The organism is Proteus sp. G2674 (genome assembly GCF_009915195.1).
GTDB lineage: Bacteria > Pseudomonadota > Gammaproteobacteria > Enterobacterales > Enterobacteriaceae > Proteus > Proteus mirabilis.
The window spans coordinates 80256-102350 of record NZ_JAABLS010000038.1 but is presented as its reverse complement, the minus strand read 5'-3'; the positions used below and the strand labels follow the sequence as shown (position 1 = coordinate 102350).

The following is a 22095-nucleotide window of genomic DNA, read 5'->3' as shown; positions in this document are numbered from 1 at the left end:
TTTATAATCGTTACTTATTATATTTACTGCTCAGAATTTATTTCGTCAATGGTAAATAAGAGGGATTTTATATTCTGTGAGATAGGGCGTAATTAAAAAGAGATATATTTCCGACTTATTTCATAAATGAATCATTATTGTGTTAAAGATGTTATAAAAGATAAATAAAATAAGATGTTGTACTGATATTAATCTTTCTTATTTTTAATATAAATGAAAATTATTCTCATGGGGTATATTGGATGATATTCTCATCCAATATATTAATAATTAAATCTAGAAGAAGTATTTAAAACGTGCTCTTACACCATAACGATCTTTATCGCTATTTTCTATTTCAATATCTTTACCATTAATAACAGAATAATATGCACCTAAATAGATTTTAAAATTATCCATATCTAAAATATTAGGTAATTCATATGAGGAATAGAGAGTGTGGATATTATATTTTCCTGGGCCAAATATAATATCATTATTGTTATCATCATTACTATTAATAGTATATGACTTAATATTATTATGGGCATAGATATAGCCTAATTGTAATTTACGCCATAAAATATTAGTACCTGTTGTAAAGTCGTTCTCATCATTAGCGTCTAAATAAGCAGTATTCCAATTTATTGTGACACCTTTTTCAGGATTTTGTTGTAGATTGCTCCAGCCTAAAGTTAATCCATAACCGTTGCGTTTGGATTGGTCTCTAAATTCACCCGTTTTTTTATCATCATAACCATAAGCATTATTGATAATATTTTTTTCTAAGGCGACAGCAACTTTAAAATTATTGTTATTCCATGCAATAACAGGGCGAAAATAAATAACATTTTTATTATTATATAGTTTATTTCCGTGATATTCTTTGTTAGCGAAAATAGACGTTCCATCTTCAATTAATAAATTAGTTTCAAAATACCAATTATTATATTGGCTATTAAACATCATGCTACCACCGCTATTGCTTCTCCCTCGACCTTCTTTCATCATGTAGATATAGCCAAAGCCATCACTATAAGTATCATTTGCAGTATTACCTGAATATTCAACAAAAGTATCTTGATTAAGCGGGAACATGTCATAAGCTTCATAACGACCTAACTTAAATTGCCAACGATCTTTTTTACCAAAATAAAAAGCAGCATCATCAAGTGATACCTTACCATCAATATTTGCCAGTGGTTGAACAGTGAAGCCTGCATAATTTTTATTATCTAACAGACGCTCTCCGTCTAAGCCAATTAATATACGCCCATTGATCCCCCATTTATCATAATCGCCATAGTCTTTTTCTTTACCTGAGCGCATGTTAATGGAGGTTAGCTGACCTTTTTTACTTGCAATATCTGTATTAAATTCAACATCACCATATAACTTGAGTTTTCCATAACCGGTATTTGTTTCTATCAGCGATGACGGTGGCGCAGTTATAGTTTCGCTAGTTTGTGATAGATTGCTATTAAGCACCTGATTTTGTTTTAACGCATTTTCTAACTTAGCGGCACGTTGCTCTGCTAACTCAGCTCTTTTTTCAGCGGCTAACGTTCTCTCTTCTAGTCGAGCTAAACGTTGTTCTATTGATAATTCATTTGTATTGGCGTGAGCAATTGTCGGCACAGCAATGCCGATACAAGTCGCTATCGCAAGGTGTTTGATGTTCATTGTTTATTCCTTATATCGGGAATAATGGCAGTTTATTATCCCCATGTTTTTTTTATTAAAAAAGTGAATGAATATCTATTTCAGTTAATGAGTGAACTGCTAAATCGGCTTCTGGTAAGGGGCCGTCAGCAGTAACACCAATTGCATACATGCCCGCTTGTTTAATCGATTGTATTCCAGCAATCGAGTCTTCAAATCCGATGCATAAATGTGGAGGAATGTGAATAAACTCAGCCGCACGCAAAAATATTTCAGGATCGGGCTTGCCTTTTTTGAGTGTTTTAGGATCAACAATTGCCTTAAAATAATGCTTAATACCTAATTTTTCTAATATGGTTGGGGCATTTTCTGAAGCTGATGCAATAGCACAAGGAATGTGATTATTGTTTGCTTGTTCTATTAGATCTAAAACACCCGGTAAAATATCTTTTGGAGTAATACTATTTAATAACTCAAGATAATATTTGTTTTTTGTTTCTGTTAATGATTTTTTTTCATCCGCAGAATAAACATCACTTTTATTACCATGAGATAAAATAAGCTCTAATGACTCAATTCGGCTTATTCCTTTTAATAAATGGTTAAACTCTTTGTCAAAATCAATTCCTATTTCATTAGATAGCTTTTTCCACGCAATATAGTGGTAATTGGCGGTATCAACAATTACGCCATCCAGATCAAAAATAAGACCTTTAATCATTTTGCGTGTCTCCATTTAAATTTAATACTAATAACGTATTGGCGGTTAGCTTATGCGTTTGATGGTTAATTAAAATAGTACTGGGCTTATCACTTAAAATACTAATTTCTTTATGAGTGAGATTAATTTGATATAAAGTAGAGCGATGCAATAATTTAAAGCTTAGCTTTTGCCATTGTTGAGGGAGTGAAGGGGTGATGGTTAGCATATCCTGACGAATATCAACACCAGCATAAGCCATGATGGTGGTATTTAATGTTGCCGCCATAACACCAGTATGAATACCTTCGGCAGTTGTTCCACCTTGGATATCATTATAATCTGAATAAAGAGCATCTTGATAAAGTTGCCATGACAAATCATGTAACTGTATTTGTTCTGCGAGATAAGCATGGACAATGCGTGACAGTGTGGAACCATGAGAGGTTCTTTCTAAATAGTAATGTAGATTTTTTTCAGCAAAGTGCTTAGAAACTGAATAGCCAAGAGAGGTAATTAGGGAATGTATGGTTTGCTTATCTAAGTTATTAAATAACATCAGGGTATCTGCTTGTTTAGCAACTTTGTAATCATCGGCAGATTTATTTTCTTTACGCAAAATTCTATCCATACGATAGATATTGCCGTATTTTTTTCGATAGCTTTCCCAATCCAGATCTTTTAATTGAAAATAACCTGAGAACTGTTCAATAATTTCATGATCATCAATATTGATAGCAATACGATTTTTAACTTCTTGTATTTTATTGAAAACGCTAGATTGGCGGTTTAGCTGTTGTAATTTTTTAGAAAAACGATCATTGTTTATGAACATCTCTATTTGATTAAATAACCAAACCACCATTAAATTAGTGTATGCGTTATCTTTTAAGCCACCTTCAAGTGAGTCTGCGTATTTCTCATGAAATTCATCCGGCCCCATAACTCCATCAATATGAAAACGTTGATCGCCTTCATCCCACTGACATTGGTCTAACCAGAACAAGGTAATGTCATTGAGTAGTTCAAGTCCATACTGTTCCATAAATTGGTGATCATGAGTATTTAGCCAATATAGCCACACATTATAGGCAATCGCTAATGAGACATGACGTTGACGACAACTGTGGTCAGCATCCCATTGCCCTGATAAGGGGTTTAAATGCAGTGTCTGGGTTTGCTCGCTACCATCATGCCCTGATTGCCAAGGGAACATAGCACCTTGAAATCCTTCTGCTCGAGCTGCAAGACGTGCAGCAGGTAGCCTGTGGTAACGATATAGTAATAGTTGGCGTGCAGTTTCAGGGAAGTGCATGATATAAAATGGCAGAATAAAGATCTCATCCCAGAAAATATGGCCTCTATAGGCTTCCCCGTGTAACCCTCGGGCGGTGACTGAAACATCTAATTGATGTTGCTGATTGCTAAATGGTGATGCGGATGACAGTAAATGGAAGGTATGTAAGCGTAGTAATTTTTGGGTCATCAGATCGCCAGAAATCGAGATATCGGCACTATCCCATAACGTTTGCCACGCTTTTTGGCTATTTATCAATTGGCTGTGTAAAGGTTGTTGTTCCCAATTAACCACATCTTGCCATGAGTCTGGGTAAGCCGTAGAGGTTGTTACAGCAACACATTTTTCAAGTTGATAGGTGGTATCTTGTTGAGCGTTAAAGGTGATGGTTTGTTCAACAAGCGTATCAGAAACATGACAAACAATATCTTCATTTGTAAAGAAATCACCACTTATTGTTGACGATAATCCGATCCCTATTTTTGACTGATCTGTTTGAGCTAATATAAATGCCTGTTGCTTATTCGCTCCAGTTTGTAACACATGATAATGATGGGGGTTAAGGCTACGATAGCGTTGTACACCGTAATTATAAGTATTTCCTTCTAGGCGAGTTATAACCGTTATTTCACCTGAGAAATTTAATGGTTTAAAGGTATATAAAATGGCGTAATGTGACATATCAGCCATATTGGCAAATTTAGTACAATGAATATCAAGTTGCTGTCCTTCAGGGGTTTCTACACGCCATTGGCTAGTGAATACACCCGTTTTTAAATCTAAATGACGTGTTAAATGGTGTGTTATCAGTTGCTTTGGATGAAGATATTCCCCCTTACCAATTTTAAGAGAAATAAATTGCCCATTAGGTGCATTAACAAAATCTTCATTAATCACCTGATGGTTTTCTATTTGTGAACTTGCTTGATTATATAGGCCAGCAATATAGGTAGCGGGGTAGTGTTCATCACTTATAGTCATTTCGGGCAAAGTTCCTCTTAACCCAATATAACCATTGGCCGTAGTTAAGAGAGACTCTTGGCAATATTCATCTTTTCCTGTTTCTAAGCCTGAATATTTAATTGACCAAGCAAAGTTATTGGCAACTGTAACCATTTTTTCTTCTAAATCATGATGATGTTCAAGCTGCGCTTTATTGATATAAATAAAAGGTTTATTAAATATTTCAGTAAAGAAATTTGATAAATTTATTACTTTATTATCAATGGTTTTAATAATAGCGCTATCCGATTCATTACTTGTCGAATATATCAAACCACCTTGAGCAGATTTAAATTTATGATTAATAGCTTTAGCCATATTTAGCCAATCAAGGTAATGGCTATTTGTGGTATCAAATGAATAATGGCTTTTTTCTGAAAGATATTTAATGGTGATATCAGTATCAGAAAGAATAACAGAGATATAATTCATGTTTAACCTTTAGTTTGAGATTAAATTAATCGACTTGCAAGGTGCCTGCTTTTTCTTTATAGCGATAGACCAGAATGGTTAATCCAATAGGGACGACAATAGCCACTATCATTGCCAATAAATAAACTAACCAATAAGTAGGTTGGATAGATAAAATACCGGGTAATCCGCCGACACCAATACCATTAGATAGCACATTATTTAATCCACAAATCAAACCCGCTAGCGCAGCGCCGATCATGGCGCACAGCATAGGAAAGCCATATTTTAAGTTGACGCCATACATGGCCGGCTCTGTCACACCTAAATAAGCAGAGATAGCTGCCGGAATAGTAATTTCTTGTTCATTTAATTTGCGGCTAACGATAATAATGCCTACAACGGCGGATGCTTGAGCAATATTAGACAGAGCGATAATCGGCCAAATAGGTGTACCGCCATAACTTTGAGTCATTTGTAAATCTATCGCTAACGTTGTGTGATGTAAGCCGGTGATCACCATGGGGGAATAGAAAAAGGCAAAAATAGTTGAACCAATAGGGGCAAAATCACCTAACATTAAAAATTTGATCAGTTGGGCGAGACCATCACCTATGCTTCTACCGATAGGGCCTAAAATAACATGGGCAACAAAAACGGCGACAATAAGAGTTACGATCGGCACAATAACTAATTTTAGGTAATCAGGGATAAAACGACGTAATTTAGTTTCAAACCATCCCAGAAATAGTCCCGCTAAAATCGAAGGGATCACTTGGGCTTGATAACCTACTTTCTCAATAGTAAATAAACCAAAATTCCAAACCTCAGGAATTTGTGAACCTAAATTGTAAGCATTCATTAGCTGTGGAGAAACTAAGGTTATACCTAGTACGATACCTAGTGCAGGTGTACCGCCCATCTTTTTTACACTCGACCAGCAAATACTTACAGGCAGAAAATGGAAGATGGCTTCACAAGGTAACCAGAGAAAATCATATATTGGCGTTAACCAAGGATAAAAATAAGTGAGGGGTTTATTATCTGATATAGGCATTTCGCCAATAACATTTCTTAATCCTAACAATAAACCGCCGCAAATTAAGATAGGTAATAATGGAACAAAAATTTCGGCTAAATTGGCAATCAGCTTTTGCCAGAATCCCATATTCTTTTTCGCGTCAGATTTTATATCATCTTTAGATTTAGCTTTTAATGAAAGCTTATCAATTAATAATTTATAGTAGATATCAACATCCATACCAACAATAACTTGAAATTGACCCGCATTATTAAAACAGCCTTTAACAAAAGATATTTTTTTAATTTTATCTATATCAGCAAGATTGGGATCATTCAAAACAAAACGTAATCTGGTTAGACAGTGTGAAACGCTAATAACATTATCTGAACCTCCAACAAGAGTAATTAACTCTTCAATGGCTTGGTTGTCTTGAGGTATCGACATATTAATATTCTCATAATAGTAGGGTTATTTTTTAATATATCGAGATCTTTCTTTTTATCCAATGGGAACGTTCCCATAACAAGATAAAGATCACAGTTAATGATCATTAATTTATTTGATCATGGGTTTAAGTCATGACTTGATATAATGATTTTTTGTGCAGGAATATTTTTTTCTAACATTTGTATCAATATGTTAGCAGCTTCTTGTCCACTTTCTCTAAAGCCTAATCGATAGAATTTAGTTTGAGGAAATAAAAAGGTGAGTAGATCATTACGACCGATACAGGCCACCTCAATATGTTCTATTTTCTGTTCGGCTAAATATTTTTGTACACCAAAGGCCAGAGAGTCGGTAGCACATAAAATAGCTTGAGGCTTGCTTGCTAATGCTTGTTTGGCAAGTAAATAGCCACTTTGATAATTAAGTTCACCAAGTTGAGCTTGAGATATTAATTGATGTTGCTGGCAATATTGAAGATAAGTTTGATAACGTAATAAACCCGTTGTTTCATCATTAATTTGGATCCCGATAAAACTTATATGTTGATAATGTTTGTCTCGATGGAAATAATGCATTAAAGCGTTAACAGCTCGTTCATCGTCATGACAAATGGAAACAAAACCTTCTAGTGGTCTTGCTATAACAACCATTTTTTGTTTCCAACTTGCTAAGTTAGCCGCATTGATCCCTGAAAATGCAAATAATATTACGCCATCGATTTTCTGGTGGGCGAGCATTTTTAAATTTTCTTCTACTTTGGCTTGGCTAAATTGGCTTTCTAAAATAATAGGGTCAATGTTGTTTTGATAGAGGATCGGTAATATGGCACTAACCGCTTGATTTTCCGCATAAGAATCCAGGCGAGTGACGATAATACCAAAAGAACGATTAGAGTATCCCCGCATTGCTCGTGCAGATTTTGACGGCGTGAATTTATATTTATCAATAATTGAGTTAACTTTTTTCCTTGTTTCTTCATTAACCATAGGATCTTGATTAAGTACTCTTGAAACAGTCGATTTTCCCACACCACAAAGTTTGGCTATATCATTGATTGTTAACTTTTTTTTATTAGTATCTGTCATGAGCGTTTTTCTGTATTTATCTGCTGTGTGATAAAGTTATTGTAGTTTTAGCAGGTTGTTTTCCACAAGTGATTCTTTTACTGTTTGATTTAGTCTAAAAATTGTACGCAGATACTACCACAATCGTAAAAAAGAGAATTTTATATTTGTCTGTATTGGAGGCTAATAACAATAAAATGAGTATACATTGTTAGATGAGAATAAATAACCACCATCGTTTTGACTAAAAACAGAAAGACTTCTTTGCCAACCCTCTTTGACATATAAATTGGGAATTATTTTATTGATAATTTCACTGTTATTATCGTTAATAAGGATCTGTGTAGATGCTAGCTTGTAGCTAGTTTTCAGTTTGGTTATATCAAAAAAAGATTTTCTATATACTGGGATCAAATCGCCGTTATAATCAATAACACCTCGAATACTTGCCCATCCTTGCTCCTCTCCTAAAGTAAACATTAATTCTAAATTAGCTTTAGTATCCTCTTTATCATAAATAATTAACTTTGCTTCACAATTTATTACATTTTCTTTTTCTTGATTGAAGTAAAAACTAAAATAAATCATTAAACTTAAAATGATAACTAATACACTAATAGCACTATATTTTTTCATTTCTTATTATCCAATACATAAATAGACACACATTGATTATGCAAGAAATTAATAGGACTAAACTTTTTTTTACATAATATTAATGATGTTCGTGAATAAGAATCACTTTCAGTTATATAGATGAAATTATAATCTGAATAACTAGAAATATAATTATCAATTAAATTTTCTTTTTCCTCATTTAATGTTTCTTTATTACAAAATAAATTATATTTTTTATATGTTCCGCAGTTACTATAGTTATATAATTTATGCTTTCTACTATCTAGATAATTAAAAGTAAAAATAACAACAAAAAACAAGACTATCAATGTAAGTATAATAATAAATAATTTCTTTTTTGATAAAGATATGCTTGTTTTTTTTATTGATGATAAAGAATGATCTTTATTATTAATATTCGTATTTATATCTTCTTCTATTTCTTTTTTTATGTGAGGAATATCACTAATTTTATGTTCATTGATTAATTTTATATCTTGAATATTATTGTCAGATAGTTTTTCAATACTAATATTGTGATTAATGATATACCCTTTTCGAGGAACGGTGATGACAATCTCATCATCGATATCTAGCTCATTAAATGCTTTTCTTAATAAAAGAATATTTTGATAGAAAGCACTATTAGTTATAAATTTTTCTTTATCTCCCCAGCCAATTCTAAATAATTCTCGTTGCGTAACTAATTCATTAACGGTAATAAGATGTATTAGCATTTTAGATGAAGGTGCTAAAATTTTCTTTTCTTTATTGAGTTTTTTTGAAAATAATAAATTTTTATCGCTATAAAATATAATGTCATCATTAATTAGATACATAGTGCCGCCAATACGTCATTTGGATATTTATTCTTCTTAATGCTATAAAAGGAGTATTTTTTATATATAAAGCTAAAAAATTATTTTTTCAAGTTAAAAAAACTAAAAAATTTGTTTATCGCATTTTAATACATTTAAGTAACAATTAGAAACTTACTGGTAACAAACAAAGCAAGATATCTATTTATTTATTCGTATAAATTAACTATGTGACTTTTATTATTTAATATTATAAGTCTCTATAATCTTTAGGAATTACCATTATTTAAATTTATTTATAATGGGGGTGTTACTCTGGGAATTAGTAGAAAGCTTTTATAAATAAATTGCTATTGGAATTAAATTTATTTAAAAATGAGTAAAATCACTTCTAAAATTAAAGTTAAATAAATCAATTAAGTCGATTTTGGTTTTTATCTAAAATGTTGATATGCTTGTTATTTTTTGTGAATTTTGTGAGTTTTGTAGTTTTTTTGCTAACACGCATTGTAATAACTCATGTAGCATTTATTGCATCAACAACATTGCGAAACAAAGTTAAAAGTTAGTTTTAATAAAATACAATCATAAAGCAGTAACTGGCATGCTCGTATTTTAGCATGATATATCCCATTTTTATAAAGCTAATAGAAAATAGATTATGGAAAGAGAAAAATACGAAATTGATAAAACTTACGATACTAAAGCTATTCATCAATACTTAGGGAAAGAGATCCGTTCAAAAAGAAAAGCGATAGGACTAACAGGTGAAGATTTAGCTAAAAAGTTAAATGTCAGTCAACAGCAGGTATCTAGATATGAAACAGCAGAGTCAAAAATAAGCTTTGAGAAGCTATTGTTAATATCTGATGTTCTAGATCTTAATATTCAATATCTATTAAAAGTTATCATCAGTGATAAATTTAAAATTATTTCTGGTGATTAACTTTAAATTAAATTCTATGGACAAGATTTCAATATGGATATTTATATTTTTAATAGGGATGCGTGAATAAGGATATTCTTTGATGAGATAGCCTATCTCAATGTCGGTAAATACTAAAATAGTCAAATATAAAGGAAATGATGTATGAAATTTAATAAAATAGCATTAACTGTTCTATTAGCTACTTCCGCTATTTCTTTAAATGCTATGGCTGATAATGCTAATACAGGTGTTATCACATTTACGGGTTCTGTTGTAAATACGCCTTGTAATATTGCTCAATCTTCACTGAAACAAACAGTTGAGTTTGGCCAACTTTCTCGTAAAGCCTTAGAAAGTGGTAAAATGGTTGAGGCTGATTTTGATATTGAATTTACAGGTTGTGATTTTACTAATTTTGGTATAGATGCCACTAGTGGTAAGCCTGTTCCGGTAAAATCAATGGAACTTGTCTTTACTGGACAAAATTATGCTGACACAGCAAATACATTATTGGCTACTTCTGCTGGTAATACAAATAACTTGGGAATTTTAATTGATGGTTTTGAGTTTGGAAAAGCAAAAGATATTTTACCAAGTATTACAAATCTAAAGGGTGATAATGTATTAACCTTTAAAGCTCTTGCTAAAGCTGTTGATGCAAGTAAAGATGTTTCTGAAGGTAAATTTAGTGCAATTTCTAATTTCCGTATAACTTATCAGTAATATGAATTAAATTGACTGTTAGTAAATAAAATGCTGGCAGTCAATTTTATCTCTTGAATAAGAATTTTTTAATTTATTATTTTTATATTAATTTCGTTGGTTTTATTTTATATATCAATGGGTTTTTTATTAACTTAGAAATAAACCAGCTAAAGCTGAAGATTCTATTTATATAATGGAGAAGAAAGTGGCTATTTATCGACGTATAGGATTGCAAGTAATTGGCAGTCTTTTGTCACTTATTTCTAGTACAGCATTGGCTTTCGATCCTAAAGTTATTGAGCATGAGGGAAGTACTTATCTAGTGGGTAGTGTTATCTCAACTCCTTGTTCTATTGTAATGTCAAATCGTTATCAAACGGTTGATTTTTCTTCTTTAACTTTAGCTATGTTATCAAGCAAAGAAAAACGCGAACAGCAGACTTTACCATTTGAAATAGAACTTCGTGACTGTGGCAGCATTTACACGTCAATTGACAGCAAAACATGGATGATACGTTTTGATGGACAGAGCGTAAGTAATATCAATGCATTTATCTTGCAAGGCACATCTAAAGGTTTAGGGGTTTCTGTTCTAGATAATAATAAAAATGCATTAATACCAGGAGAAACATATCCTTTATTCGATAGCGTATTACGACAAGATAAATCGGGACAAATCCTCTATCTGCGTTACTTCCTTAGGCTAGAACTCACCGGAGAACCTTTACGAGCTGGAGATTATCAAGGACTGGTTCGTTTTTTTATCCATTATCAATAAAGGTAGATGCATTTTCTTAGGCTCTAATGAATAAAGTATTTTATTACCTCTAGGATGGGGATGGTGAATAGTATGATATTTGAACTCAATCAGTTAAGGCAAGTCGTATTATTGACAATGAGTATTAGTGTGTTTTCTGCTTATGCTACAGAATTCAATATCGATGTGTTAGATGCAGAAGATATACAAAATATCGATATGAGCCAATTTTCCATTGCTGGCTATGTTCCCCCTGGTGATTATGTATTAACAGTTTTTGTTAATGGACAACGTTTAGGTGCACCTCGCGATATCACGGTTTTAGAGCAAAAAACGCAAACACAAGCTATCTGTATACCTGCTGACTTACTTGATTCAATTGGTTTAAAAGAGTCTGTAAAACCAAAAGTGACTGTATACCCTAATAGTCAATGCCTTGATCTTTCTGTTTTGAAAGGAATGCAAACAGTTATTGATCTCCCAACACTATCACTCAAAATAACGATCCCCCAATTATGGATGGAATATAGAGATCCTTATTGGACTCCTCCTGCATTATGGGAAGAAGGAATTAATGGTGCTTTTCTTGATTACAGCGCTAATGTTTCAATCACCGAAGAAAAAGAGGGGGATAAACGTACTTATTTGTCCACTAATGGTACTGCGGGTATTAATTTAGGTGTTTGGCGCTTTCGTGGTGATTATAGTGCCATCTATCAAAAAAAGCGGGGTGGCAGACAATCACAAGAAATACACGATTTTGATTTTAGCCGTCTTTATGGTTTTACCTCCTTGAAAAAATTGGCTTCAATTTTAACTATTGGAGAAAATTATTTTTACTCAGATGTCTTTGAATCATGGCAATACAGCGGTATTTCATTAGAAAGTGATGATCGCATGCTACCTCCCAAATTAGTGGGGTATGCACCAGAGATCACAGGTGTAGCAGATACCAATGCAACCGTGATTGTTCGTAGCCAAAATCGAGTGCTCCTTGAAACAACAGTACCCCCTGGGCCATTTCGTATTCAAACTTTAGATAGTGGTGTTCGAGGGATACTCGATATCACAATCCGTGAAGAAAATGGAGAAGAGAAAAAATTTAGTATCAGTACTGCCTCATTACCTTATTTAACTCGCCCTGGCCGTCTGATCTATAAATTAGTGATGGGTAAAACTCGTTATGATGGACATCATTTAACCGGTAAACCCGTATTCAGTGGTGAATTCTCCTATGGTCTATCTAATGCTTGGTCGTTATATGGGGGAACACAATTTAACCGCGATTATCAGGCAACGGCGATTGGTATAGGACGGGATCTATTTTCTTTTGGGGCATTATCACTTGATATTACTCAGTCTTTTGCACGTTTTACTGATAAAAAAATAAAAGGGCGTTCTTATCGTCTTAATTATGCAAAATCTTTTGATGCACTACGCACGGATATTACTTTTGCTGGATATCGATTTGCTACTAGAGATTATCGCACATTAACTCAGTTTATGGATCAACGTCGTACTGGTTATGATATTCGCTCTCCAAAAGAGAACTATCAAATTTATATAAACAAGTATTTTGATAATTTTAATATATCACTAAATTATCAATATAGTACCTATTGGCAAGATAAACCTCAAACACAATATGGTTTATACGCAAGTACTAATATCAGTATTCCAATGTTATCTCAGCAAAATGCGAATATATCTTTATCAGCAACCAGAACTGAACGAGATAGTGGTTATCAAGATGATGCTATTAATCTGTATTTAACAATACCATTATATAAAGGCCATAGCATTTCATTTTCTGAATCATATTCTCGTATTGGTAAAAGTAATCAATATAGCCATAGAGCAAGTTATAGTGGTTATAGTGATCGCGATAATTATAGTCTGAATGTGGGCTATAGTCATGGAGAAGAAATTGATAGCCAATCAAGTATCAGTGGTTATTATTCTCGCGACTTTTCTCAAGCTAACTTATCTGCTAACGCAAGTTATGTACCACAACAATATCGTAGTGTTGGTGCATCAATTAACAGTGGTATTACAGTTACAACTCAAGGTATTGCGTTGCATCGTTCAGCTAATGGTGATACTCGTTTAATGATTGAAACACCAGGGGTTGGTGATGTACCTCTAGATAGTGGCGTTATCAAAACTAATCACTTTGGACTTGCAGTTATTCCTAATGTTAATAGTTATCGTAAATCTACGGTTTCTATTAATACCAGTCAGCTACCTGAAAATATAGAAACGCTAGAATCAACAACTGATATTACCTTGACTAAAGGGGCGATAGGGTATCGCAGTTTATCAGTAATGAAAGGGGAAAAGTTGTTTGCCATTATATCCCTAAATGATGGTAAGAAACCGCCTTTTGGGGCAAGTGTACGTAATGCGGATAATCGTGAGTTGGGTATTGTTGGTGAAGATGGTGTGACATGGCTAGTAGGCATTTCATCAAAAGAAAAACTATCTGTTTATTGGGCAGGGAAAAAACAATGTGAGTTGTCACTTCCTGAAGATTTAGCATCGCCAACTAGCATGTTATTGCTACCTTGCTCTTCACCGACTATATCAAAAATTACAGAAAATTAATTATTAATTAAATGTTTTATATTGTGAGGTTAGTTATGTTTAATTTTAGTCGTGGGTTATATTGTATTCTTGTTGGGTATTCCATATTTATTTCGATGGCGGCACATAGTGCTGTGACATTAGATAGAACGCGTATTATTTTCCCTGGAACGGAAAAGTCAATTAATATTACTATTTCTAATGATAATCCTGAAGAAGCTTATCTCGCACAAAGTTGGATAGAGGATTTGCAGGGGAATAAATTAACTAAAGGTGCTATTTTAGCTACGCCTCCATTACAGAGAATCGAGCCAAATAGTTATAGTTTAGTTAGGCTAAGTACAACACCAGAATTACATAAATTACCACAAGATAGAGAGTCGGTATTTTATTTTAATTTACGTGAAGTACCACCGAAATCAACAGATGGCAATACATTACAAATTGCTTTGCAATCTCGTGTAAAACTATTTTATCGTCCAAATAGTATTTTATCTGAAGCAGAAACTAAATGGACACATAAAGTGACATTAACCAAAACGGCTAAAGGCTACCGAGTCAATAATATAACGCCTTTTAATTTAACAATAATTGGATTTGGAAATAGTAAAGCAGCCGCTGAAAAAAATCCTTTTGATGTTGTCATGGTGCCACCTAAATCGGCTCATGATATTGCGTCTTCTATATTATCTACACCTTATCTTACTTATATTAATGATTATGGTGGTAAACCATCGTTGGTATTTCGTTGCCAAGGTGATACCTGTGTGGTAACTGGTGAACAATAATTCTTAACAATATTGGGATATAGGAAAAGTAATGAGTAAATATCACGTTTTTAAAATAGCCAAATGGTTCAAAGTGCTTTTACTCATTGTTGGCTGTGCATTCAGTCAATTTATTATAGCCGAAAGTTCTATCGTGAGTACTGCGACAAAACAATCAGTTTATGAGCCATTACATCAAGGAGTAGTTCAAGTGAGAGCCACTCTGTTTAATGCGCCTTGTAATTTATCTTTTGATAATAATTTAAGTTTGATTGGATGTGGAGCTGGAAAAGATTATCGCACTATAAACTTATTTGATGTAACAGCAAATACTCCTGCAAGTATTCGTTATTATGATATACAACGAAGGCTATTTTCTGAAGATTATTCACTTTCATTACACAATGGCAATAATCCAATATATTTACCCACCTTAATGAAAGATCAACATATATTACGTTTAGAGGTAAGTTATGAATAAGATGGTGAAATTTCTAGGGCTTATTTCTTTAACAATATGTAATTGGCAGTCTCAAGCATTAGCGGCCAATAATTTAGATGTTGAATTTAGCGGTGAGTTAATCAGTGTTGCATGCCAAGTCGCTTCAGAATCAATAAATAAAAAAGTTACTTTACACAATCTACGTTGGCAATTTATTAATGAAAATGAAATTAGTAAAGTGACTCATTTCACGATTGCGATTGATAAGTGTAGTGAAACTGACTTACAGAAAAGTATTAAATTAACCTGGAAAAGTAACGAATTAGTTGATATCGATGGTAATCATTTTCTTATTACTAAAGGGGATAGTGGAGCACTATTAGGAATTATTGATAATAATGGAAGGTCTGTTATATGGAATAAACCGATGACAATTGGAGATGTAAGTGTTGTTGATGGTTCACAACAATTTGAGTTTGGTGTCTTTGTCCGTAAGCCAGCAATAGGAGAAATTAAGATTGGTGAATTTTCCAGTATCGTAACTTTTAATGTGGAGTATGAATAGTGCTAATATGGCTAAATAAAATGAAAAATTTATTAGGTGTAGCTTTATTATTTATTTCTCTAGTATGTAATGCTGATATTTTTATTAATATATCTGCAACAATGGTTGAACCTGTTTGTAATATACGTAGTGAAAATGGTAGTGCTCCATTAAAAATTGGTTTTGATACATTGACGATATCTTCACTGACTAAATCTCCTGTGGTAAAAGATTTTTCACTTTATATATCAGACTGTAATTTTAATAATACATTAGCCATTGTTTTAAACCCAAAAGGCGGAAGTACGCTTTTATATAAAGGAAAAAATATATTAGCAACAAGTACTGATGGGTTAGGTATAGATATTAATGAAGTGACTGGTGGAACTATTCGTTCACTGGAAACAAGTAAAAAGCATAAAATCAATCCAGAACGAATTAATTCAACTCTTTATCGTGTTGACTTACAAGCTCAGTTAGTAAATACAGTGCCTATTAATCAATTAAAACTAGGGAAGTTCAATTCAATAGTTACTATTTCAGTGACTTATAACTAATGGATATTTTTTATGTTGAAACTAATACATAAATTTTCCTCGTGGAAAAAAGAAATAGCATTAAATAATGTAATAATACCTTTATTAAGTGACCTAATTTATTTCTTAATATTATTAAGTGTTTTTTTTATTAATTTTATATTTACATCTATTGCTATTGCAGATTATGCGCCAAGAATTCAAGATATAAACACTGGCTATATGATTAAATTGGCAAGTAACAGTCCTATTGCATTAAATCCAGTGAAAGGTACAGATGGTAAAAACTATTATAAAGTTGGTAATACGATTGTGATCAATAATACACCATCTAGTGTAAGTGTATCGGGGATTGTTCAGTGCATAGGGCTTACTTGGGGACATGCTTCAACAAATATTTCTTGGAATAATGCATATCATCGCTTGTTTACATATGTACCTATGGCTGGTACCAATATAGAAGGCCATATGGCATATCGTATTAATAGTAATTTGGTAATGACCATTGATACTCAAATGTTGAATTGGGTAAATATAAGAGGATCTGTTTGTGAACAGGCTACACCAACATTAACTGCTCATGCCAGTGAATTTACTGTACAATTTCCAATCAGTGTGACATTTTATATAAATGATATGGTTATTGATTCTCAGCTACCTATACCTGAAATGGATCTAGGAGGTTATGTCCGTGCATTTACACGATCAGGAACGAGTCCTCCTCAAAATTCTTGGGCATTGAATGATGTCACTGTTCCTATGCGATTAGCAGCATCACAATTAAACGTAACTTCTTCTTGTAAAACAGTAACAAGTACAGGACAAGTAAGTACTTTAAATTTAAAGCATGGGCAACTTAATACATTAAATTATGACAGCTTAGTTACAGAAAGTGTAACTTATAATTGTGTTTTTTCAAAAGCAACAAAAGTGAGATTACGTCTCGATTATATAACTGATAACGATCCTCAAAAAAGATTACCGATGGTGAGTACCCAAAACAGCAATAATAAAATTTATAGTGAATTGACCATGACAGATGAAATAACCGGGCAAAAAGGTAAAGATTTTAAAATTGACATTAATGATTTGAGAACAATTAAGATAACCAGCCATCTTCAAGGAACAAATGCGATAGCTGGAGATTATAAAGGTTCTGCTTGGCTAATCGCTACGTTTGATTGATATATTTATCTAAATAAGGCCTATTTATTATTAGATAAGTAGAGCCTTTTTTACATTTTTTAGAAATTAACTTAATAATAAATTTTTATTGATAAGTTGTTTCTTTTTTTTAAAAAATTAGTTAGTAAAAGTATTTTTATTAAATAGAATGGGATATTCTGACGCTTGATAATGAATACCAAACACCTGCGCCATAAAAATAGAGATAAATATATCTAGTGGCTGATTAGAGCGGGTTAGTTTTGCTTGCATTATTGCTCCTTGCCAACCCATCCAGAAAAAAATAGCCATTTGTCTACAATCAATGTTTTTAGATATAAACTTATATTTTTGTGCTTCTAGAAGATAATTTTCTACCTTTTTCTGCCATCCAGAAATCACATTATTCAGTATTTTATAATAGCTAATGGGTAAATTAACAATGTCTTGTATGAGATTACCTACTAAGCATCCTCGTTGCCAATGATACTTTTCCATTTCTGATTTTATCATGTGACAAAATGCTAATAGTCTTTTGGGGAAAGGTAATGCAGTATAAGACAAATAGTTATCTAGTTGCTTAGAAATAAAGTTGTCATAATGTTGGATGACGACTAAACCAAATTTTTCTTTACTACCAAAGTAATAATAAAATGATCCTTTCGGGATACCAACTTTTTCTAATATCTTACAAATGTCTGAACTGATATAGCCTTTTTCAGCAAACATTTCTATACCACTTTGAATAACTATATTTTTTACATCTGTATTAGGACTATGATTTTTGGGGGGACGTCCTCGTTTCGGTTTGGTGATTTCTGATATCATCATTTTGCTATCTCCACGACAGGGGAGCATACAGGTAGCTTATTAAGTACCTGTCAATGCTGATTATTTTGTTATGAGAAAAGTCCCTCCCGCTGGAATTTTATGCGGGAGGAATATAACGAATAGCGTGTGTTATTTTGTCATTAGGTCTTGGTTTTGTTTCATTTCAAATCGTGGAGAGACAAAACCATATAGTGTCCATCCCAAGAATGTGGCTAATGCCCCCCACATTACAGCGTCTTCACCAGATGAATACAGAGCGTAGAAACTATAAATAGCCCCAATGAATGCGATGATATTACTGGTTCTCGCTTTATGAGGTTCCACTTTGGCGACTTTTTGTAAAATAATCATTGCCGCCATAGAAAGGATGTAAGGAATAATATTAGTCACAACTGCTAGATTGACGAGTACATTAAACTGTTTATTTAATGATGGGCTGATGGTCATCAGTGACAGTGCAGATTGAATAACAACAATAACTAACATTCCTTTTACCGGGGCATCAGCTTTGCTAACTGCAGAAAATATTTTTGGAAAATAACCAGAATCTGATGACGCCTTAAATACTTGTGCGATGGTGAACTGCCAGCCAAGTAAAGATCCACAACAAGACATAATCATTAGCGCCATAATGATTTTCCCAACACCTGGGGTAAACATTTGGGAGAAGGCTAAGCCAAATGGCGCGGTAGAGTTTGCCAGATCCATATTTGGCACAATACCTGCGATAACATTTGTTGATACGATATAAATAACGGCTGCACCTAATGTGCCACCTAATACAGCAATAGGAACATTCTTTTCAGGATTTTCAACTGCTTCACTATTGGCACAAGCTGATTCCATACCTAAAAATGCCCATAAGGTCATGGCAATAGAAGAGCCTACGGCTTCAAAGAATGGAAAATTATGTGGATTCCAAGAGTTAATGTATTGTGCAGGATTGAACCACCACCAGCCAATAATTGAAATACCCACAACAGGGATGATCACTCCCCAGACAGTGATACTGCTTATTTGTCCGGTGATCCGCGCACCACCAAAATTTGCTATTGTGCAGATCCACAATACAACAATCGTTGCAATACAAATACCTAATGGGGTCATTGTCGCATCCATCAGTTCGGCACCATAACCCACAGCAGAAATTGCGATAGCGACATTGGCAATTAACAGGGAAATACCATAGGTATAATTGGCCATAAAATTCCCCGATTTGCCAAAGGCATACTCGGCATACCCTCCCATTCCTCCGCTACGGCGGCTAAACATACCGCATTTAGCAAATGCATAGGCCAGAGCCATAGAGCCGACTGCAGTGACAATCCAAGATAAAATAGAAATGGTTCCTACTTCGGCTAGTTTGGTCGGTAGCATAATAATACCGGAACCCATCATATTCACCGCAGTTAATATAGTGAGTTGCAATACACTCATTTTATTTTTTGAAGTACTCATCGTTTTACTCTCCGGCTGACGGAGCATGCTTATTCACACTCCGTCACGCATAAATTAATTAACTCAGTGCTTAATTACATAGCCATATGCCCGCAGACGACCGTCCTCATCATTGCGGATATATACACCTTGTAATTCCGGTGAGAATCCCGGGAATAGATTAATTCCTTCTTCTAGCGCTAGAAAATATTGCTGTACAGAGCCACCCCAAATTTCCCCTGGCACTACACACAGTACTCCTGGTGGATAAGGTAGAGCACCTTCGGCGGCGATACGGCCTTCAATTTTTTCCACGGCAACTAACTCCACCTCGCCACGCACAAAAGCGATATTGGCTTCTTGAGGTAACATACTGACTTGTGGGAAATGTGATTTACGGAACATCTCTTTTTGCAGTTGTTTTACATTAAATTTCACATACATATCATGCATTTCTTGGCACAATTGACGGATGGTGTATCCTTGATAACGTGTTTGGTTGGCATGATATACGGATGGAAGTACCTCTTTCAGTGGGGCATCTTGTTCCAGTAATTGTTCAAAGCGAGCAATTTGTGCGACCAGATGCTGCATTTTCGCCATGCTTTCTGCAGGCGTTAGCAGGAATAATATGGAGTTAAGATCGCATTTTTCAGGAATAATGTTATTTTCACGTAGATAGTTCGCCAAAATGGTGGCAGGAACACCAAATGATTCATATTTTCCTGTTTTGGCATTAATACCTGGGGTGGTTAGTAGTAATTTACATGGATCAACAAAGTATTGATTTTCTTCATATCCCTCAAATGAGTGCCAGCGCTCTCCCGGAACAAAATTAAAGAATCGGAGATCATTGGCAATTTCATCAGTATCAAAATCTTCCCATGCACGACCATCGATAGTTTCTGGAATAAACGGGCGAATATGTTTACAGGATTTCAGGAGTAATTTACGGGTTTCAATCCCTGTCTTTACGCAATTCATCCATAAACGTTTACCTGACTCACCTTCATGCATTTTTGCATTCACATCCAAAGCTGCAAATAATGGATAGAATGGACTAGTAGAGGCATGCATCATAAAGGCGTTATTGAGACGTTTATGATTTACATAGCGTTTTTGACCTTTAATATGGCGATCTTTTTTGTGGATCTGTGAGGTTTGAGAGAATCCCGCTTGTTGTTTATGTACAGATTGTGTGACTAAGATCCCCGGATCGTTTTCATTCAGTTCAAGTAGAAGTGGAGAACAATCTTTCATCATTGGGATAAACTGTTCATAGCCCACCCACGCGGAGTCAAATAAAATGTAGTCACATAAATGTCCGATTTTATCGACTACCTGACGTGCGTTATATATTGTTCCGTCATAGGTACCTAATTGGATAACGGCTAGGCGGAAAGGGCGCTTTTCATTTGCACGTGTAGGGGCGACTTCTTTGATGAGTTCACGAAGATATTTTTCTTCAAAACAGTGAGCATCAATCCCACCTATAAACCCAAATGGGTTACGTGCAGCTTCAAGATAAACAGGCGTTGCTCCTGCTTGAATTAATGCTCCGTGATGGTTTGATTTATGATTATTACGATCAAATAATACTAGGTCATCTGGTGCCAATAAGGCATTAAGAACGACTTTATTGGAGGAAGATGTACCATTAAGAACGAAATAAGTTTTATCGGCATTAAAGACTTTTGCTGCATGTTGTTGTGCGGCACATGGGGCACCTTCGTGGATCAGCAGATCACCCATAGAAACATCGGCATTACATAAATCAGAGCGGAATAAGTTCTCACCAAAATACTCGACAAATTGGTTACCTAGAGGATGACGGCGGAAAAATTCACCTCCTTGATGCCCAGGACAATCAAAAGCTGAATTTCCTTGTTCAACGTATTTTTTTAAGCTGCCGAAAAAAGGAGGTAATAGACTCTCTTCATATTTTAACGCTGCAGTTTCTAGTTGTTTATTATATAACTCACTATTTTTTTTATTTAAATCAATTACACCAGTTAATCGATTAATAATATTAGCTGGGATAACTTCATCATTATTAATAACAGCAAAGATAGGCTGTTCAAAGCTATTTTGTTCAATTAAATCAAGCTTTCCATTCTGAATGTCATCAAGTGAAATAATAATCACGGCAACATCAGAAAAATCAGTATGTAGAATATCGACACATTCACGGTGGGTTGAAATATAGTCAGACATATCGTAGCTGACCGCTATTTTATAACTTTTCATTTTTAATACCTTTTTTTGGTAAAAAATTCCCGCTGAAATATTAAGTGAAAATATTTCAGTTTTTTATTTTTATAAATGCGAGTTTTTTCCCTCGATAGAGTGTCGAGTTATAAAAATCACGTTTATATTTAT

At 33.9% G+C, this 22095-nt stretch carries 19 protein-coding genes; 9 read left to right on the top strand and 10 right to left on the bottom strand.

Translation table 11 applies throughout. The features are described 5' to 3' along the window. Nucleotides 1–276 precede the first annotated feature (276 nt). The 7 genes from GWI58_RS14840 to GWI58_RS14810 form a co-directional block, all read right to left on the bottom strand. A complete protein-coding gene (locus GWI58_RS14840; protein WP_110229807.1) occupies nt 277–1662 on the bottom strand; it encodes a carbohydrate porin in 1386 nt (461 codons plus the stop codon). A 55-nt stretch (nt 1663–1717) separates the two neighbouring features. Beyond that, complete coding sequence (gene pgmB / locus GWI58_RS14835; RefSeq protein WP_110229808.1) at nt 1718–2362, bottom strand: beta-phosphoglucomutase; 645 nt, start codon at nt 2360–2362, stop codon at nt 1718–1720. Then, nucleotides 2355–5072: a glycoside hydrolase family 65 protein gene (locus GWI58_RS14830; protein ID WP_110229809.1), complete on the bottom strand. Its 2718-nt coding sequence runs from the start codon at nt 5070–5072 to the stop codon at nt 2355–2357. The genes pgmB and GWI58_RS14830 overlap by 8 nt, the downstream gene beginning before the upstream one ends. Nucleotides 5073–5097: 25 nt before the next feature. Continuing rightward, entirely contained in the window at nt 5098–6519 is a 1422-nt protein-coding gene (treB, locus tag GWI58_RS14825) for a PTS trehalose transporter subunit IIBC (protein ID WP_036969808.1), read from the bottom strand. Between the two features lie 119 nt (nt 6520–6638). Continuing rightward, nucleotides 6639–7607, bottom strand: coding sequence for a trehalose operon repressor TreR (treR, locus tag GWI58_RS14820; RefSeq protein WP_110229810.1), 969 nt, complete (start codon nt 7605–7607; stop codon nt 6639–6641). Nucleotides 7608–7769: 162 nt separating this feature from the next. Then, on the bottom strand, nt 7770–8222 hold the full coding sequence (locus GWI58_RS14815) for a hypothetical protein (protein ID WP_004244887.1): 453 nt from the start codon (nt 8220–8222) through the stop codon (nt 7770–7772). Beyond that, complete coding sequence (locus GWI58_RS14810) at nt 8219–9043, bottom strand: winged helix-turn-helix domain-containing protein (protein ID WP_094959623.1); 825 nt, start codon at nt 9041–9043, stop codon at nt 8219–8221. Before GWI58_RS14810 ends, GWI58_RS14815 begins: the two co-directional genes overlap by 4 nt. Before the next feature lie 640 nt (nt 9044–9683). On the opposite strand from GWI58_RS14810, the gene GWI58_RS14805 reads away from it, so the two are divergent. The 9 genes from GWI58_RS14805 (at nt 9684) to GWI58_RS14765 (ending at nt 17469) form a co-directional block, all read left to right on the top strand. Then, entirely contained in the window at nt 9684–9968 is a 285-nt protein-coding gene (locus GWI58_RS14805; RefSeq protein WP_004244884.1) for a helix-turn-helix domain-containing protein, read from the top strand. A gap of 144 nt (nt 9969–10112) precedes the next feature. Beyond that, on the top strand, nt 10113–10673 hold the full coding sequence (locus tag GWI58_RS14800) for a fimbrial protein (RefSeq protein ID WP_094959624.1): 561 nt from the start codon (nt 10113–10115) through the stop codon (nt 10671–10673). Nucleotides 10674–10860: 187 nt separating this feature from the next. Beyond that, on the top strand, nt 10861–11433 hold the full coding sequence (locus GWI58_RS14795) for a fimbrial protein (RefSeq protein ID WP_094959625.1): 573 nt from the start codon (nt 10861–10863) through the stop codon (nt 11431–11433). 60 nt (nt 11434–11493) lie between these two features. After that, the gene (locus GWI58_RS14790; RefSeq protein ID WP_161769308.1) at nt 11494–14016 is read left to right on the top strand and encodes a fimbria/pilus outer membrane usher protein; all 2523 of its coding nucleotides are present in this window, start codon (nt 11494–11496) and stop codon (nt 14014–14016) included. Between the two features lie 35 nt (nt 14017–14051). Next, nucleotides 14052–14783: a fimbria/pilus periplasmic chaperone gene (locus tag GWI58_RS14785; protein ID WP_094959627.1), complete on the top strand. Its 732-nt coding sequence runs from the start codon at nt 14052–14054 to the stop codon at nt 14781–14783. Between the two features lie 31 nt (nt 14784–14814). Next, the gene (locus tag GWI58_RS14780; RefSeq protein WP_094959628.1) at nt 14815–15243 is read left to right on the top strand and encodes a fimbrial protein; all 429 of its coding nucleotides are present in this window, start codon (nt 14815–14817) and stop codon (nt 15241–15243) included. Beyond that, nucleotides 15236–15769, top strand: coding sequence for a fimbrial protein (locus GWI58_RS14775; protein WP_012367545.1), 534 nt, complete (start codon nt 15236–15238; stop codon nt 15767–15769). The genes GWI58_RS14780 and GWI58_RS14775 overlap by 8 nt, the downstream gene beginning before the upstream one ends. 20 nt (nt 15770–15789) lie before the next feature. Further along, nucleotides 15790–16305 (top strand): fimbrial protein, encoded by a 516-nt coding sequence (locus GWI58_RS14770; RefSeq protein ID WP_036900794.1) that lies wholly within the window; start codon nt 15790–15792, stop codon nt 16303–16305. Nucleotides 16306–16317: 12 nt separating this feature from the next. Beyond that, a complete protein-coding gene (locus tag GWI58_RS14765) occupies nt 16318–17469 on the top strand; it encodes an adhesin (protein ID WP_094959629.1) in 1152 nt (383 codons plus the stop codon). Between the two features lie 117 nt (nt 17470–17586). Here the strand turns inward: GWI58_RS14765 and GWI58_RS14760 are convergent, their stop codons facing one another. The 3 genes from GWI58_RS14760 to speF all read right to left on the bottom strand — a co-directional run bounded on the left by GWI58_RS14760 (nt 17587) and on the right by speF (nt 21963). Next, nucleotides 17587–18279 (bottom strand): TetR/AcrR family transcriptional regulator, encoded by a 693-nt coding sequence (locus tag GWI58_RS14760; protein ID WP_161769307.1) that lies wholly within the window; start codon nt 18277–18279, stop codon nt 17587–17589. Between the two features lie 129 nt (nt 18280–18408). Beyond that, entirely contained in the window at nt 18409–19737 is a 1329-nt protein-coding gene (gene potE / locus GWI58_RS14755; RefSeq protein WP_094959648.1) for a putrescine-ornithine antiporter, read from the bottom strand. Between the two features lie 63 nt (nt 19738–19800). Continuing rightward, the gene (gene speF, locus GWI58_RS14750; RefSeq protein ID WP_094959631.1) at nt 19801–21963 is read right to left on the bottom strand and encodes an ornithine decarboxylase SpeF; all 2163 of its coding nucleotides are present in this window, start codon (nt 21961–21963) and stop codon (nt 19801–19803) included. Nucleotides 21964–22095 lie beyond the last annotated feature (132 nt).

Bases quoted from the DNA above. Each gene is read 5' to 3' on its own strand.
- GWI58_RS14840 (WP_110229807.1), bottom strand. From the start codon at position 1,662: ATGAACATCAAACACCTTGCGATAGCGACTTGTATCGGCATTGCTGTG.
- pgmB (WP_110229808.1), bottom strand. From the start codon at position 2,362: ATGATTAAAGGTCTTATTTTTGATCTGGATGGCGTAATTGTTGATACC.
- GWI58_RS14830 (WP_110229809.1), bottom strand. From the start codon at position 5,072: ATGAATTATATCTCTGTTATTCTTTCTGATACTGATATCACCATTAAA.
- treB (WP_036969808.1), bottom strand. From the start codon at position 6,519: ATGTCGATACCTCAAGACAACCAAGCCATTGAAGAGTTAATTACTCTT.
- treR (WP_110229810.1), bottom strand. From the start codon at position 7,607: ATGACAGATACTAATAAAAAAAAGTTAACAATCAATGATATAGCCAAA.
- GWI58_RS14815 (WP_004244887.1), bottom strand. From the start codon at position 8,222: ATGAAAAAATATAGTGCTATTAGTGTATTAGTTATCATTTTAAGTTTA.
- GWI58_RS14810 (WP_094959623.1), bottom strand. From the start codon at position 9,043: ATGTATCTAATTAATGATGACATTATATTTTATAGCGATAAAAATTTA.
- GWI58_RS14805 (WP_004244884.1), top strand. From the start codon at position 9,684: ATGGAAAGAGAAAAATACGAAATTGATAAAACTTACGATACTAAAGCT.
- GWI58_RS14800 (WP_094959624.1), top strand. From the start codon at position 10,113: ATGAAATTTAATAAAATAGCATTAACTGTTCTATTAGCTACTTCCGCT.
- GWI58_RS14790 (WP_161769308.1), top strand. From the start codon at position 11,494: ATGGTGAATAGTATGATATTTGAACTCAATCAGTTAAGGCAAGTCGTA.
- GWI58_RS14785 (WP_094959627.1), top strand. From the start codon at position 14,052: ATGTTTAATTTTAGTCGTGGGTTATATTGTATTCTTGTTGGGTATTCC.
- GWI58_RS14780 (WP_094959628.1), top strand. From the start codon at position 14,815: ATGAGTAAATATCACGTTTTTAAAATAGCCAAATGGTTCAAAGTGCTT.
- GWI58_RS14775 (WP_012367545.1), top strand. From the start codon at position 15,236: ATGAATAAGATGGTGAAATTTCTAGGGCTTATTTCTTTAACAATATGT.
- GWI58_RS14770 (WP_036900794.1), top strand. From the start codon at position 15,790: ATGAAAAATTTATTAGGTGTAGCTTTATTATTTATTTCTCTAGTATGT.
- GWI58_RS14765 (WP_094959629.1), top strand. From the start codon at position 16,318: ATGTTGAAACTAATACATAAATTTTCCTCGTGGAAAAAAGAAATAGCA.
- GWI58_RS14760 (WP_161769307.1), bottom strand. From the start codon at position 18,279: ATGATGATATCAGAAATCACCAAACCGAAACGAGGACGTCCCCCCAAA.
- potE (WP_094959648.1), bottom strand. From the start codon at position 19,737: ATGAGTACTTCAAAAAATAAAATGAGTGTATTGCAACTCACTATATTA.
- speF (WP_094959631.1), bottom strand. From the start codon at position 21,963: ATGAAAAGTTATAAAATAGCGGTCAGCTACGATATGTCTGACTATATT.